Source organism: Paraburkholderia sp. CI2 (assembly GCF_014201055.1).
Taxonomy (GTDB): Bacteria; Pseudomonadota; Gammaproteobacteria; order Burkholderiales; family Burkholderiaceae; genus Paraburkholderia; species Paraburkholderia tuberum.
In genome coordinates this window covers 337,415-351,901 of the sequence record NZ_JACHDL010000003.1, presented here as the reverse complement: position 1 = coordinate 351,901, position 14,487 = coordinate 337,415, and the positions used below count along the sequence as shown (strand labels likewise).

The 14,487-nt window shown below is 62.5% G+C and carries 11 protein-coding genes and 5 pseudogenes; 6 read left to right on the top strand and 10 right to left on the bottom strand.

Features of this window, described 5'->3' with window-relative positions:
• Positions 1-34 precede the first annotated feature (34 nt).
• Positions 35-586: pseudogene (locus HDG32_RS07205) on the bottom strand (ABC transporter ATP-binding protein); the annotation flags it as partial.
• A 204-nt stretch (positions 587-790) separates the two neighbouring features.
• Here HDG32_RS07205 and HDG32_RS07200 point away from each other — a divergent pair.
• Positions 791-1,807 (top strand): LacI family DNA-binding transcriptional regulator, encoded by a 1,017-nt coding sequence (locus HDG32_RS07200; RefSeq protein ID WP_184064903.1) that lies wholly within the window; start codon positions 791-793, stop codon positions 1,805-1,807.
• A 4-nt stretch (positions 1,808-1,811) separates the two neighbouring features.
• Here the strand turns inward: HDG32_RS07200 and HDG32_RS07195 are convergent, their stop codons facing one another.
• Genes HDG32_RS07195 through HDG32_RS07185 form a run of 3 tightly spaced genes read right to left on the bottom strand, consistent with a single transcriptional unit; the run spans position 1,812 to position 5,390 of the window.
• Entirely contained in the window at positions 1,812-2,819 is a 1,008-nt protein-coding gene (locus HDG32_RS07195) for a 4-hydroxythreonine-4-phosphate dehydrogenase PdxA (protein WP_184064900.1), read from the bottom strand.
• Positions 2,820-2,842: 23 nt separating this feature from the next.
• Entirely contained in the window at positions 2,843-4,018 is a 1,176-nt protein-coding gene (locus HDG32_RS07190; RefSeq protein WP_184064898.1) for an L-rhamnonate dehydratase, read from the bottom strand.
• Between the two features lie 31 nt (positions 4,019-4,049).
• On the bottom strand, positions 4,050-5,390 hold the full coding sequence (locus HDG32_RS07185) for an MFS transporter (RefSeq protein WP_184064895.1): 1,341 nt from the start codon (positions 5,388-5,390) through the stop codon (positions 4,050-4,052).
• 136 nt (positions 5,391-5,526) lie between these two features.
• On the opposite strand from HDG32_RS07185, the gene HDG32_RS07180 reads away from it, so the two are divergent.
• Positions 5,527-6,462: a LysR family transcriptional regulator gene (locus HDG32_RS07180; RefSeq protein WP_184064892.1), complete on the top strand. Its 936-nt coding sequence runs from the start codon at positions 5,527-5,529 to the stop codon at positions 6,460-6,462.
• Here the strand turns inward: HDG32_RS07180 and HDG32_RS07175 are convergent.
• The gene (locus HDG32_RS07175) at positions 6,437-7,774 is read right to left on the bottom strand and encodes an MFS transporter (RefSeq protein ID WP_184064889.1); all 1,338 of its coding nucleotides are present in this window, start codon (positions 7,772-7,774) and stop codon (positions 6,437-6,439) included. The two genes, HDG32_RS07180 and HDG32_RS07175, sit on opposite strands and share 26 nt — an antisense overlap.
• A gap of 308 nt (positions 7,775-8,082) precedes the next feature.
• Between HDG32_RS07175 and HDG32_RS07170 the strand changes: the two genes are divergently transcribed.
• Entirely contained in the window at positions 8,083-8,421 is a 339-nt protein-coding gene (locus tag HDG32_RS07170) for a hypothetical protein (protein ID WP_184064886.1), read from the top strand.
• An 80-nt stretch (positions 8,422-8,501) separates the two neighbouring features.
• Positions 8,502-8,681 (top strand): annotated as a pseudogene (locus HDG32_RS07165) (LysR family transcriptional regulator); the annotation flags it as partial.
• Between the two features lie 334 nt (positions 8,682-9,015).
• Here the strand turns inward: HDG32_RS07165 and HDG32_RS07160 are convergent.
• A pseudogene (locus tag HDG32_RS07160) lies at positions 9,016-9,222 on the bottom strand (transposase); the annotation flags it as partial.
• Positions 9,223-9,261: 39 nt separating this feature from the next.
• Here HDG32_RS07160 and HDG32_RS36260 point away from each other — a divergent pair.
• Together HDG32_RS36260 and HDG32_RS07155 are read left to right on the top strand one after the other, a co-directional pair.
• Positions 9,262-9,415: pseudogene (locus HDG32_RS36260) on the top strand (RraA family protein); the annotation flags it as partial.
• A 24-nt stretch (positions 9,416-9,439) separates the two neighbouring features.
• A pseudogene (locus tag HDG32_RS07155) lies at positions 9,440-9,865 on the top strand (hypothetical protein).
• 22 nt (positions 9,866-9,887) lie between these two features.
• Here the strand turns inward: HDG32_RS07155 and HDG32_RS07150 are convergent.
• From HDG32_RS07150 to HDG32_RS07135, 4 genes are read right to left on the bottom strand one after another with little or no spacing between them, the layout of a single operon-like run.
• Positions 9,888-10,223, bottom strand: a complete 336-nt coding sequence (locus tag HDG32_RS07150) for a hypothetical protein (protein WP_184064884.1) — start codon at positions 10,221-10,223, stop codon at positions 9,888-9,890.
• Between the two features lie 36 nt (positions 10,224-10,259).
• On the bottom strand, positions 10,260-11,345 hold the full coding sequence (locus HDG32_RS07145; RefSeq protein ID WP_184064881.1) for a sugar-transfer associated ATP-grasp domain-containing protein: 1,086 nt from the start codon (positions 11,343-11,345) through the stop codon (positions 10,260-10,262).
• Positions 11,346-11,347: 2 nt separating this feature from the next.
• On the bottom strand, positions 11,348-12,730 hold the full coding sequence (locus HDG32_RS07140; RefSeq protein WP_184064878.1) for an undecaprenyl-phosphate glucose phosphotransferase: 1,383 nt from the start codon (positions 12,728-12,730) through the stop codon (positions 11,348-11,350).
• Between the two features lie 41 nt (positions 12,731-12,771).
• On the bottom strand, positions 12,772-14,292 hold the full coding sequence (locus HDG32_RS07135) for a mannose-1-phosphate guanylyltransferase/mannose-6-phosphate isomerase (protein ID WP_184064874.1): 1,521 nt from the start codon (positions 14,290-14,292) through the stop codon (positions 12,772-12,774).
• Positions 14,293-14,487: the final 195 nt, after the last annotated feature.

The window sequence follows — 14,487 nt, the reverse complement described above, 5'->3', positions numbered from 1 at the left end:
ATGTAACCCGCTCTATGGCGGAATTCAGTCCGACGAACCGTTGAAGCAGACGCGCGATCTCGACGCGCGTCTGGCCGCGCAGCGCGGCATCGAGATTCGATAGCGGCTCGTCGAACAGAAACACGCCCGGCTCGCGCACGATCGCGCGGCCGATCGCGACGCGCTGCCGCTGGCCGCCCGACAGCGCTTTCGGATGTCGTTCGAGCAAGCCTTCCAGTTGCAGAATCCGCGCGGCTTCGCGCACCTTGCGCTCGATCACGTCCTTCGGCTGCTTCGCGAGCTTCAATCCGAACGGCATGTTGTCGAACACGGTCATGTGCGGAAACAGCGCGTAGCTTTGGAACACCATCGCGACGCCGCGCTCGGCGGCCGGCACGTCGTTGACGAGGCGGCCGCCGATATGCAGCTCGCCTTCGCTGAGGTCTTCGAGACCGGCGATCATCCGTAGTAAGGTCGACTTGCCGCAGCCCGAGGGGCCGAGAAAAACGCAGAATTCATGCTGCGCGATCTCGAGATTCACGCGCCGGATCACCGGCGGATGGTCGCCGTAGGCCTTTTGCACATCGCTCAAACGGATCGTCGCCATGCTGTCTCCGCCTTGATTTAACCGCTTAAATTTTGGCCGAAATAAAACGCCCCGGCCTTGTGCCGGCGGCATTTAATCGCTTAAATTCGAGTTCGACGGATAAAGTCATGGTGGGTGTCTCCGTTACGTTTTTGAGAAAGTTAGCAATGTCGCAGGCCGTTTGCAACATTTGAATTGACCTCCCTAAATATGGGATAACCCGACATGGTCACGTTGTCCGAAGTCGCGAAACGCGCGCAGGTTACCGCCGCCACGGTCTCCAACGTTCTGCGCAATCGCGAGAAAGTCCGCCCTGAAACGGCTGAGCGCGTGCTGCAGGCGATCGCCGAACTCGGCTACCGGCCGAACCTGAATGCGCGCGCGCTCGCCGAAGGCCGTTCGTCGACGCTCGCGCTCATGCTGTCGAACATCTCGAACCCGTTTTACCCGGAGTTCGTGCTCGCCGCCGAGCGCGCGGCGCGCAAGACCGGCCACTTCCTGATGGTCTGCAATACCGACGACGATGCCGAAATCGGCCGCGCATATCTGAACCAGATCGCCGGCACGCTCGCCGACGGCGTGCTCGTGATGAACACGGACATCACGATCAACGACCTGTGCGCGTCTGCGACGCATAGCGCGCCGATTCTGCTCGCCATGTGGGAGCACCCCGAGTCGCCGCCCGAGCTACCGTGCGTCGCAGTCGACTTCGCGCGTGCCGGCGAGCTGGCCGCGGGGCATCTGCTAGGACTAGGCCATCGCGAGATCGGCTTGCTGATCGGTGACGGCTGCGGCGGTTTGCAGGACGCGCGCTCGAACGGCTTTCGCGCCGCGATGCGCATGGCCGGCATCGAAGCCGATGCAGCCGCCGTGCTGCAGATTCGCGACTCTATCGACGCCGGCTTCGCCGCCTGCATGGAACTGATGGCGAACCGCCCGCAACTGAGCGCGATCTTCGCGACCAACGACCTGCTCGCGATCGGCGCGATCCAGGCGTTGATCACGCTCGGCCGCTCGGTGCCCGACGACGTGTCGGTGGTCGGCATCACCGACATTCAGCTCGCGCATCAGGTGCATCCCGCGCTGACCACGGTCGCGATTCAAACCGCGGCCGTCGCGGAGCTTTCCATCAAGAGCCTGATCCGTTTGATCCAGACGCCGGAGCGGCAGCCGTCGATGGTGCTCGGGCCACCGCCCGAGCTCGTGGTGCGCGCCTCGACCGGGCCGCGCAGGAAACGCTGACGCGTTAGGGCCTGTTCACGCGCTCGGTCGCCATCCGCGTGACGATGTCGAACGCCTTCTGCGTCGCGCCGACGTCGGCCTTGCCCTGGCCGTGGATGTCGAACGCGGTGCCGTGCGCGGGCGTCGCGATCGGAACCGGCAAGCCGCCGTGCACGGTCACGCCGCGCCAGAAACCCATCAGCTTCATCGCGATCTGGCCTTGATCGTGGTACATCGTGACGACGCCGTCGAAGGCCTTCTGGTCGCGCGCGCGCACGAAGATCGTGTCGGCGGGAAACGGTCCCTGCGCGTCGTAGCCGAGCTTGCGCGCGGCCTCGACGGCCGGCGCGATCACGTCGATCTCCTCGCGGCCGAACGCGCCGTTGTCGCCGTTGTGCGGATTGAAACCGCATACCGCGATACGCGGCTGCGGATGGCCGGCTCGCTTCAGGCCTTCGTGAATCAGCCGCACCGCGCCGACGATGCGCTCCTCCGACAACTTCGCGCTGACGTCCTTCAACGCCATATGCGAGGTCACGCGCGAAGTCCATAGCTCGTCGAGCACGTTGAACTCGCAGAAGCTGCCCGTGTAGCCGAGCTGCTTCGCGAACCACTCCATCTCGTCGCCGGTTTCCATGCCGGCCAGATGCAGCGAGGTCTTGTTGACCGGCGCGAACAGCATGCCTTGGGTGACGTTGCTTTGCGTCAGCGCGAGCGCGTGCCTGAACGCGGCGAGACTATAGCGGCCGCCGTGTTCGGTCGCCACCGCACGCTCGAAAGCTTGATCGCCGGGCAGACGGAAATCGATCAGCGACGGCACGCCCTCGCGTTGAAACGCGGCATGCGCATCTTCGACCACGTCGTAATCGAAGCGCTGCTGCGCGATCTTCATGCCGGTTTCGAGCTCGCGCCGGTCGCCGATGACCAGCAGCTCCGCGCGCGCGCGGTTCGCCCGCTGCGCGAACAGATGCGCGATCAGCTCGGGACCGATACCGGCGGGGTCGCCGAGAAGGACTGCGATGCGTGGCTTCATGTGCTTTCCTCGGATCGGTCCACTCATTCGACGATGTTGAAGTCGGCAAGATACTTGTCGCTCAACTTGATGCCAAGACCCGGCACGTCGTCCGACAGTTGCAGATAGCCATTTTCCGGCCGCGGCTCGCCTTCGAAGATGTAGTAGAACAATTCGTTGCCAACTTCGACATCGAACACCGGGAAGAACTCCGACATCGGGCTCGCGGTGCTCGACATCGTCAGATGATAGTTGTGCATCTGTCCCGCATGCGGAATCACCGGCACCGACCACGCTTCGGCCATCGCGTTGATCTTGCGCGCCGCCGTGATCCCGCCCACGCGATTCGTGTCGTACTGGATCACGTCGATCGCGCGGCGTTCGAGCAGATCCTTGAAGCCATAGCTCGTGAACTCATGCTCGCCACCCGACACCGGCATCAGGTTCATCTTCTTCAACTCCTGATAGCCTTCGACGTCGTCGCCGATCACCGGCTCCTCGATCCAGCGTGGATTGAATTCGGCGAGGCGCGGCAGCATTCTGCGCGCGTATTCGAGCGTCCAGCCCATATAGCATTCGAGCATGATGTCGACTTCGTCGCCGACCAGTTCACGCAACAGACGCACCTGTTCGATGTTCTTCGCCATGCCTTTCGGGCCGTCTTTCGGACCGTAGCCGAAGCGCATCTTCATCGCGGTGAAGCCGCTGTCCAGATAGCTTTCCGCTTCGCCGAGGAAAGCGTCGCGATCATCGTTGTTGTAAAGCTTCGATGCATAGCACCAGATCTTTTCTTTCGTGCGCCCGCCGAGCAGCTTGAACACCGGCTTTTTCACGGCCTTGCCCATGATGTCCCACAGCGCGATATCGATCGCGGAGATCGCCGCCATGCCGATGCCTTTGCGGCCCCACGCGAGCGTGCGGCGATACATCTTCTGCCAGATGTATTCGTTGTCGAACGGGTCTTCGCCGATCGCGATCGACGCGAGGTATTCGTCGATGATCTGCTTCGCGATGCGCGGCGCGAGCGCGCAATTGCCGATGCCCACGGTGCCGTCGTCGCATTCGACTTCGACGACGAGCCAGCCGTGAAAGCGGAACGACCCCATCGCATCGCCACGCTCGTACAGAATATCGACCGCGTTCGTGCAGAAATGCGCTTGCGGCGGCACGACTTTGCCTTTCCACTCGAAAACACGCGTTCGGATATGCTTGATTTTCATGTTCGACGATTTCCTTCAGAGAATCAGAGAGTCAGTGGCCCGGGCGTTCGCCGAGCGGGCCGCTGCGATGAGAGACGGAATGGGAGGCGGCAGGGGCGAAGCGGAACGTCAGCAGCAGCAATGCGCCGATCAGTCCGACCACCGCGAGCGAGAACATACCCGCCTGCGAAGAGCCGATCGCGCGCTCGGCCAGCCCCTTCAGATTCGGCGCGACGAAGCCGCCCAGATTGCCGATCGAATTGATCAACGCGATGCCGCCCGCGGCCGCGGCGCCGCCCAGGTAACCGGTGGGCAGCGTCCAGAACAATGGCTGCACGCAGACGAAACCGATGGCGGCGAAACAGAAGGCGGCAATCGCAAGCGTGACCGACGACGTCATCGCCGACGCGGCAATGCCGACCGCCGCGAGCGCGAGCATCGCCGCGGCCCAGGTACGGTGATGACCGTGGCGGTCGGCGTAGCGCGTCACCCAGAACGTGCCGATGATCGCGGCGATCCACGGAATCGCTGTCAGCATTCCGACCTCGACGCCGACATGGCCGCCGCTTGCGAGCCCGGCGATGCGGGTTGGCAGATAGAACACGACGCCATACACGCTCATCTGCACCGCGAAGTAGATCAGGCCGCAGAACAGTACGCGCGAATCGCGCAGCGCCGCGAGCACCGAAGCCGGACCATGCGCGAGCTTCTGGCGGTCTTCCTGGCGCAACGCGTGATCGAGCGCGTCACGCTCTTCGGCATCGAGCCAGTGCGCCTGCACGGGCCGGTCGGTCAGATAGAAGTAAGCGACGACGCCCACCACCGACGCCGCGAGCCCCTCGACGACGAACAGCCATTGCCACGGATGCATGCCGAACGGATTGCCCGCATCGAGCAGCAGACCCGAGATCGGGCTGCCGAGCAGGAGCGCGAGCGGGAAGCCGAAATAGAACATGCCCATCGTCTGCGAGCGCGTTTTCGCGGGAAACCAGTTCGACAGGAACAGGATGATGCCGGGAAAGAAACCGGCTTCGGCGATGCCGAGCAGCGTGCGCAGCACATAGAAGCTCGTGGCGCTGTCGACGAAGGCGGTGCACGCGGACACGATGCCCCACGTGACCATGATGCGGCTCATCCAGATGCGCGCGCCGAAGCGGTACATCAGCAGGTTGCTCGGTACTTCGAACACCGCATAGCCGACGAAGAAAATGCCGGCGCCGAACGCGAACGCCGCGTCGCTCAAGCCCGTGTCGGCCTGCAGCACGTTCTTCGCGAAGCCGACGTTCGCTCGGTCGATGAACGCCAGTACGTACATCAGGATCAGAAAAGGCAGCAGCCTCGTGCGCGCTTTGGTAATCGCGCTGTCGAGCGCGGGGCTCGCGATCATCGTCATGCGTCGTCTCCGGTTTTGTCTTGTCAACGCGAACGGCGTTGCGATTGCCGTCCTGCGATAACCGCCAGTGTGCGAAACTATCCGATAACTGACCACTGAATAATTCGAATCGGCCGATTCGCTAAAGTTATCGCTCATGATCCCGCCCGCCTCCACCATTCGCAAACGCTTGCGCCTGCGTCATCTGCAACTGATGGTCGCGCTGTCGGAAACGGAATCGCTGCGGCGTGCCGCCGACGATCTCGCGATGACCCAGCCCGCCGCGACCAAAGCCTTGCAGGAACTCGAAGACACGCTCGGCGTATCGCTGTTCGTACGCCATGCGCGCGGCATGGAGCCGACGATCTTCGGCGAGGCCGTGATGCGCTATGCGCGCGTCGTGTTCCAGGATCTCGACGAGCTGCGCGAGGAGTTGGCCGGCATCGAGGCCGGCGACATCGGCAAGGTGCGCATCGGCGCGGTGATGGCGCCGTCGCCCGAATTGCTGACGCACACGATCGTCAAGCTGAAGGAAGCGCACCCGCGCCTGCAGATGGCGGTCACGATCGACACCAGCGACGTGCTCGTGCAGTCGCTGCAACAGGATCAGCTCGATATCGTGATTGGCCGGATTCCCGATGGTTTTCCGGCGCTCGATCTGAGCTTCGAGACGTTGGCGGAAGAGGCGCTGTCGATCGTCGTGCGGCCCGATCATCCGGCCGTGAAAACAGGCAAACAAACGGGCATGCGGCCGAAGCTCACGGACCTCGCGCGCTATCCGTGGATCATCCAGCCGCATCCGAGCCCGATGCGCCAGGTCATCGATCAAACGTTTCGCGAGTCGCGCGTTGCGCCGCCGGTGAGCACGGTCGAGACCTCGTCGATTCTGACCACGCTGTCGTTGCTGCGCGACTCGGACATGCTCGCCGTGCTGCCGAGTTCGGTCGCGCAGTACTACGTCGCGCTCGATGCGATCGCCGCGATCGCGACGCCGCTGCGCGGCCGGCTCGCACCGTATGGGCTGATTCTGCGCAGAAACCGGCGCGTCACGCCGGCGATGCAACTGGTCATCGATTCGATTCGCGCGGCGTGAGGTTTTCTGCGAAGCGCAATTCGCCGCCCGCATTGATGTCCGCGAGATCCGGGTGAGCGCGAGCCGCGTCGAGCGGAATATCCGGCCGCATGAAGAAGGTCGCGACGATGCCGAGCGCGAGCAGTCCGAGCGAGCCCGCGAACGGCAGCGTCCAGCTACCCGTGCGGTCCACGATCAGGCCGAACACGATCGGCGTGAAAATCCCCGCAACCGCCGAGCCCGCATTCACGAGCCCGCTCGCGACACCGACGTGCCGCGGGCTGATGTCCATCGGCACGGCCCAGATCGGCCCGATCGTCATTTCGAGGAAGAAGAACGACAGGCTCATGCACGCTGCCATGACCGGCAGCGACTTCACGACCATCACCGGCGCGAGGAACACCAAAGCGCCGAGAAACGCGCAGATGATCACGTTGCGGCGCGCCGCGACGACGTTGCGCGTACGCTTCAACACGCGGTCGCTGAGCACGCCGCCCGCGGTATTGCCGACCACGCCGGACAGAAACACGCCCGCGGAGAACATCGCCGAGCTTTTCAGATCGAGGCCGCGACCGTGCATGAAGAACGTGGGCAGCCAGGTGAAGAACAGCCAGCCGGTCCAGCCGTAGCAGAAGTAGACGAGCATTGTTGGTGCGATGCGTTTGAGCAGACGCCGCCACGGCGTGGGCTCGCGCGTCGCTTCGACCGCGGATTGACGGACCGGCGGCAATTGCGTTTCCTGCTCCGCGGTCATATGGCGATGCTTGCGCGGGTCGTCGGTGAAATACCATGCGTAGACCACGACCCACACCAACGTCAGCGCGGCGACCGCGAGAAACGACACCCGCCACGACGAATACCCGACCAGCAGCGCGATCAGCGGCGGCGTAATCGCATTGCCGAGCCGCGAGAACGAATGCGTGAGGCCTTGCACGAAGCCGCGTCGGTTCGACGGGAACCAGTTGGTCAGCGCCCGCGCCTGCGCGGGCAGCGCCGCGCCTTCGCCGATGCCGAGCAGCAGCCGCGCGCCGAACAGCGACGCGAGCCCGCCCGCGAGACCGGTCGCGACCGTCGCGACGATCCAGATGCTTGCGCAGGTCACGAGCGTGAGCTTCGCGCCGAAGCGGTCGCTGACCCAGCCGCCGATCACCTGGCACAGCGCGTACGTGTATGCGAACGCGGCGAACACGAGGCCGACGTTGGTATTGCTCAGATGCAGATCGTCGCGGATCAGCCCCGCCGCCGCCGACAGGTTGACGCGATCGAGATACAAGATGAACGACATCGCGCACATGAGTGCGAGAACCGCCCGGCTGACCTTGGGTCGCAGCATCGTCTCCTCCGGATTGTCGCGTGAGCCCGCGCCGATGCTCCGACGGTGGCGTCCGCTATGGCTTGTTTTGTGCGCACATTATCAGAAGCCGGGTGATAGTTGACTAATGAATTGTTTGGATACAGCGATCACTGGGGGTTATCGCTTTCATCCTTCGCCCATAGCCGAGCGTTGACTGTCAGGTATAGATTTGGGGCTCCATGCGACCGACCCGCAGTACGGCGCAAAACTGATCAGCATCATTCGCTCACGCCATCTCGATCAATATGACGTCCGGTAGAACAGACAAAACCTTGAGGACACGATTGGTGACCTTCGCTCTGCTTCTCGCCAGCGTGCACGCAATGGCATCGGGGCAGACGATCGCCACAGCGGATCAGGCAGCGGATCAGGCAGCGGACCGGGCAGCGGAAGTTACCCAGAGCCACCATCTATCCTCCAACCGCACCCAATGCCTGATGTTCGACGTATCCGATGAGAAGCGCTATTTCATCGTCGGGGTTCATGAGAAACACACCCCCGAATGCGGTGGCGATCCGGCTACCGCACCGGTGCTGTTCTTCCTGAAGATACGCAAGCGAGATGGCTATGTCGTCACCAATCATCGTGACGGGGATCATTTCGCGCCGCTCCCGCCGAAACAATGATCCCGGACCCGCCACCACCACGGCGGGTCCCTCCTCTGTTGCCTCGCACCCCGCACTGGTTGCGCTCGCTCTTACCCAGCATGAACCTCGGGGCTCTACAGTGCTTCGTCATTCTCGCGGAGGTACTCAACTTCAGCCGCGCCGCGAAGCGGCTGCATACCGCGCAGCCCGCGCTGAGCCAGCAGATCCGCTCGCTCGACGAACTGCTCGGCACGCGGCGGCGTCGACCGCACGCGGCGGATCGACTCAATCACAACTTAACGCACATTGGATGTAAGCGCTATTGACCCGTACAACACTTGTTAGGACAATCGGGCTCAAACGATATTTCAACACGCCGGCCGTTTTCGACATCGTTCTTTGAATAGACGCGCGAACTGGTCTTTACCGTTCCACGCAAGAAGCCAAATTGATCCAGCACCGCTTTACCCGCTATCAGGCGAGCTTGGGCCAATTGGGTTGCGTTCTGTTCGCGTTCCTCAGCATGCCCACTTACTAGCGTTGTTTCCTTGGTTTTGTGATTCGCATATGTAATATTTTGATCGACTACCCAGTTAGCAAGGGCGGTTTCAAGAGTGAAGCGCAACGGCGGGATTAATGTTTAGAGCTTTGAGGTTGACTTGCTGATGCGAGGGTCGCGGCGAAGACCTCGAATGGTGAATGGAAGTTGTGAGTTGCACGAGGCCGGCTGTTCAGGCTGTCGGCGATGGCGTCGAGTTCATCCTGACTGTAGACCGAAAGGTCGGTGCCTTTTGGCAGATACTGTCGCAGCAGCCCGTTGGTGTTTTCGCAGGTGCCGCGCCCGCCGGTGTCAGTCGTCGGTTGGGAAGCCTCTCGGCCGGTCTGCTCGCCATTGCGCCGGCCGATGTCGACGCGGTCATCGAAGGCGCGCGGCGTCAGCGGGTCAAGAAAGCGGCGGTGCTCGCGTCGATTGCCAGCAGCACGTTCGAGCGCGGCTGGGTCAACGAGCAGCGCGACCCGGATGATGAACAGCTATGAGCGCCTTGCCACCAGCCACATGGCGCACTACCTGAACGCTGCAAGCCTTCTCGATCTCGCGCGCGCGGCGGCGCGGCGGCGCAGCGGCACCCGGTGCAACAACGCGCTGCCGCGCCTTGCGAATGCACGGGCACTCCCCTCGACGGCTGGCAATCGCAACCGCTGTCGCTCGACGAAACGCTGTTCGAGAAGACCGGCACACTGGTGCCGGAGGATGATCCCGAGCCGACCTTCAGCGAATATCTGCCAGATAAGACGAGCTACTGGTCGGCCGATGCGCCGGTCGCGCCGCGCTATTTTCCCGTACAACCGCTGCGGCGTATGGCAGTGCTCGACCTGCGGGCGACTGTACATGCGCCATGTCGAAGGCGGCGGTTATTTTGTCGATCGCAGGATTCGCGCGGTAAATGCTGATCTGATCGAGGACGTGCCACTGCCCGCATAACGCGGTTTGCCATAGCCGCGCTTCACGCATCGTCCTTCCCCGTGCGCGCGACGCTCAGCAGTTCTCTAACGCGCCGCGCGAGATTCGACAACGCGCCGCCGGACCGCGCGACGGCCTGCTGTCTGTGTGGCATACGTTGCAGATCGTGCCAGTCGTCATCGAGCGCTCTTGCGTGAGCGTCGGCGCCATACGGCCATTCGACCACCACCGCGCGCAAGCGGGCGGCGCGCGAGCTTCTGTCGGCGCGATCGATATACGCATTGATCTGCGACGCCTCGTACCGCGCCGATTCCTCCGAATCCACGGCAATGAAGTCGTTCAGTCCTTCGATATGGACGCACCATAACTGTTCGCTCACGTCGCGTCTCCTACTACGTTTTTTTGGCCTGCCCGATCAGCCCAGTGACAGCCGTGCAAACTCAGGTTCGGCCCTGAGCCGTTCCCAGTTCAGATCCGCGAAGCACGGGCCTTGCGTCGCCTCGCTGAATTTGACGTCGTTGTGCTTGCCGTTCCACTCCATCACCTTGACCTGGCCGTTCGCGTCGACCGTGAGATCCCAGCCGATGCAGCGCGCAAACGGAATCTTCCTGTGCAGGCGTAGCACGGTGGCCACGCATTTCTCGAAACAGGGGATCTTCAGGCCCGCAAAGCGCGCGCCCGAGTCTGGATGCGCGTCCACCGCGGCCCAGTCGCTCATATACCCCTTGTCGCACAGTTCGCCCGTTTCGAGTTCGACCGGCACGCATATCTCGCGATCGCTCAGCACATGCGTATCGTCCGCTCTGCCGAGTCGCAAGTAGCAGGCCCGAATGGAAATGCGACCGGCCTCGTCCACCACGGTCGTGAAGCGCAATGTCGCCACCGGCTTCGCAGCAAACGTAGCGAACAGACTGTGCTGGTTGATGAACGTCTGAACCACGCCATTGCCGAGCGACCTGATGACCGCGGGGTCGAAGTTGGCACGGTCGAAGAAGTAGACACCGTTGCCCTGTCCGGAACCGTCGAGCTTGAATACGACGCGTTCGGTATGCTCGAACACGACGTCTGTCAGATCGCGCTCGGGCACCACGACGCCTTTGTCGGTAAAGAACAGCCCATTGGCAAAGTACGCGATGTCCGGCAATTCGTCGCCGTCGAAGATCAGCCGTGAAATGGGTTTGAGGCTCGAAATCTTGCCGTACCAGCCTTGCATTTGCGGCACGACGACGATGCCGTAGTAGTTGTCCGGAATCCAGCCTTCCTTGAAGGTGCCGCAAAACGCGGTATAAACGCGCAGCCAGGGTGCGTAGACCGGGTCGCCGAACACGTCTCGCGCATAGGTGTCCGCGAGCCGCAGTTTGTTCGGATCGGTCTTGCCATACCTGCTTTCGAGTCGCTCCAATATTTTTCTCGCCTGCAATTCGTGATCGTGGTGAAAGCGGTAAAGCGAGACCCGCTTCGCAGATCGTCTTACTATATTTTCAACTCCGGATAGCATCATGCTCAGTACGCGTTTGGATGATGAAGCCCCTTGAAAATCGTGGCCAGAATGATCTTCATGTCGAGCCAGAACGACCAGTTGCGCAGGTAGTACAGATCGTGTGCGACGCGGCCCTCCATCTTTTCCAGGCGATCGGTTTCGCCGCGATAGCCGTTGATCTGCGCCCAGCCGGTAATGCCGGGTTTGATCCGATAACGGTGAATATAGCCCGATACGATGTTCTGATAGAGATCGTCGTGTTCGAGCGCATGCGGGCGCGGCCCCACCACCGACATATCGCCGCGCAGCACGTTGAAGAACTGCGGTAGTTCGTCGAGACTCGTGCGGCGCAGGAACGCGCCGACGGTCGTGATGCGTGGATCGTCGCGCGTGGCCTGTTCGAGAATGCCCGGCTTCTGCTCGTGCAGGCGCATCGTGCGGAACTTGTAGATCGTAAACACGCGGCCGTCGGCGCCTTTGCGACGCTGCGTGAAGAACACCGGCCCGCGCGAACTCAGTTTGACGGCGATCGCGCAGTTCAGCAGAATCGGCGAGATCGCGATCAACGCGACGAGCGCGAACAGACGATCGAACAGGTCTTTTTGCACCAACGCCTTCGGCGGCAGCGGCGACGCGGCAAGATTGATCGTCGGCAAGCCGAGCAACTCGGTCATGCTGCCTTCGAACAGCGCAAGCGAGCGCACGTCGGGCATGAAGCGCACATTGATCAGGTCGTTGCGAAACTCCGCCACCAGCTTGAGAATCGCGCGCTCCTCGGTGAGCGGCAGCGCCAGCCACACTTCGCCGATCTGCTGTTCGCGCACGTAGCGAGCGAACGCACCCTGTTCTTCGAAGACCTGCACCGACGAGCGCGGCGCAATGCAGCAGCCGGGGTGCAGGTTATACAGCGCATTCGCGCGAAAGCCGGCCGCGGGCGACGTCTCGATCTTATGGATGATCTCGTCGCAATGTTCGCCGCACGCCGCCACCGCGACCTGCTGCAAGTTCATCCCCGCATGACGCATGCGCCCAAGCAACGCATGCGTGACCAGTCGGCCGGCCATCATTGCCGCGCCCGAAATACCGGTCCAGTACACGAACCAGAGTCGCGACACGAAATCGATCCGGTGCAGCGAGAACATCAGCACCATCGCGCAGGCCTGCACGACGAGCCAGCCGAGCGCCACCTGGCTCGCCAGCACTCTTTTCGAGCGGCCACGCCACGATTCGTAGACGCCAAGCGCCGGAAAGACCGCGAGAGCGAACGCCGCGGCAAAAGCGACGAAGGCGAAATAAAAGCTCCGCTGCGAGCCGCCGTCGAAGCGGATCTGGGAGGCCGCAAATGCCCCAGCCACGATCATCGCGACGTCGAACGCTCTCGCCAGTAGACCAGTCAGCAATCGCATCACAGCCCCCTCATAGGACGTAGCAGGTCGACTCCGTCGCATCAGCCGCAACGCCCGTACTTGTCGTCGAAACGAACGATGTCGTCTTCGCCGAGATAAGTACCCGACTGCACCTCGATGATCTGCAGCGGCACGCGGCCCGGATTTTCGAGCCGATGGCGAACACCCAACGGGATATAGGTCGATTCGTTCTCGCCAAGAAGAAACTGCTCTTCCCCACGCGTGACGTGTGCGGTTCCACACACCACGACCCAATGCTCGGCGCGATGATGATGCATCTGCAACGACAGACGGCCGCCGGGCATCACGACGATGCGCTTCACCTGAAAGCGCTCGCCATGATCGATCGAGTCGTAAAAGCCCCACGGGCGGCGCACTTTTCTGTGCGCATCGGCCTCCGGCGACTTCTCGGCCCTGATCCGCGACACGAGTCCCTTGATGTCCTGCACATGCGAGCGATCCGCGACGAGCACCGCGTCGTCGGTTTCGATCACGATCATGTTGCTGGTGCCGACGCAGGCGAGAAGCCTGCCTCCTTGCGAGCGTGCGTAGGTCGCGGTGGCCCCTTCGAACACCACGCGGCCGCTGGCCGCGTTACCGCAGTCGTCCTTCTCCGTCGCTTGCCATACGGCATCCCACGAGCCGAGATCGGACCAGCCTGCTTCTAGCGGCACCACCACGCCGGAAAACGCCGACTCCGGTTTGCCAAGCTGTTCCATCACCGCATAGTCGATCGAGTCGGACGGCGATCCCAGAAACCCCTCGGCGTCCGGGATGATGCATTCTTCAGTCTTCTTCGCGTCGCGGTATGCCTGAACGCAGGCCGCGTGCATGTCCGGCTGAAACCGCTCGATGATGGAGAGCCAAACCGACGCTCGCACGACGAAGATGCCGCTATTCCACCAGTAATTGCCCGACGCGACGTACTGGGCCGCGAGTTCCGTCGCGGGCTTCTCGACGAAGCGCTCGATGCGGCGCGCGCCGTCTGGCAACGCGTCGCCGAGCCGGATATAACCGAAGCCCGTGTCGGGCCGTTCGGGCGGTACGCCTAGCGTGACGATCGCGCCGTCGCGCGCATGCCTCGCGGCGATGTCCAGCGCGTGGTGAAGCGCTCCGAGATTCGCGATCGCATGGTCGGCGGGCATGGCGACCAGAATGGCGTCTTCGTCTTCCGCGCATGCCGTCAACGCGGCAAGCGTCAATGCCGGCGCCGTATCGCGACGCGCGGGTTCGACCACGATCCGCGCGTTCACGCCGATCTCGCGCGCCTGTTCGTAAGTGGCGAAATAATGCTCGGTTCCGCAGACGATCACGGGATCGGCCGCGACGTTCCATGCACCATCAAAACCCGCCATGCGCCCCATGGTTGCTTGCAGCAAAGTCTGATTGCCGATCACGTCGATCAGTTGTTTTGGAAACTGTTCGCGCGACACCGGCCACAACCGGGTGCCGGAACCACCGGCGAGAATCACCTGCACCAGCGTCGGAAACTCCGCCTCGGCAGAATCCTGTCGTATCGTTTCGACATCCGCTGCGGCTGCTGCCGCGGTAACCTTGCCCATCGCTCACTCCTTCGCATTGAAACCGGCTCGGGAACGCGTTTCCCTCGAGGACACCGCATAACGCGGTGTGCCGCGATCCACGCAAATACCGTCTGATGTGATTCATGACAGGGCGTGCGCGTCAAACGGACCAGACCAGTAGTTCAGTTCGCAGTGAAAGATGCATGCGCCTACAGCGATCCGGCTCGATCGGGA

Excerpts from the sequence above, each read along its gene's own strand:
- HDG32_RS07200 (WP_184064903.1), top strand. The coding sequence starts at position 791 with ATGGTCACGTTGTCCGAAGTCGCGAAACGCGCGCAGGTTACCGCCGCC.
- HDG32_RS07195 (WP_184064900.1), bottom strand. The coding sequence starts at position 2,819 with ATGAAGCCACGCATCGCAGTCCTTCTCGGCGACCCCGCCGGTATCGGT.
- HDG32_RS07190 (WP_184064898.1), bottom strand. The coding sequence starts at position 4,018 with ATGAAAATCAAGCATATCCGAACGCGTGTTTTCGAGTGGAAAGGCAAA.
- HDG32_RS07185 (WP_184064895.1), bottom strand. The coding sequence starts at position 5,390 with ATGACGATGATCGCGAGCCCCGCGCTCGACAGCGCGATTACCAAAGCG.
- HDG32_RS07180 (WP_184064892.1), top strand. The coding sequence starts at position 5,527 with ATGATCCCGCCCGCCTCCACCATTCGCAAACGCTTGCGCCTGCGTCAT.
- HDG32_RS07175 (WP_184064889.1), bottom strand. The coding sequence starts at position 7,774 with ATGCTGCGACCCAAGGTCAGCCGGGCGGTTCTCGCACTCATGTGCGCG.
- HDG32_RS07145 (WP_184064881.1), bottom strand. The coding sequence starts at position 11,345 with ATGATGCTATCCGGAGTTGAAAATATAGTAAGACGATCTGCGAAGCGG.
- HDG32_RS07140 (WP_184064878.1), bottom strand. The coding sequence starts at position 12,730 with ATGCGATTGCTGACTGGTCTACTGGCGAGAGCGTTCGACGTCGCGATG.
- HDG32_RS07135 (WP_184064874.1), bottom strand. The coding sequence starts at position 14,292 with ATGGGCAAGGTTACCGCGGCAGCAGCCGCAGCGGATGTCGAAACGATA.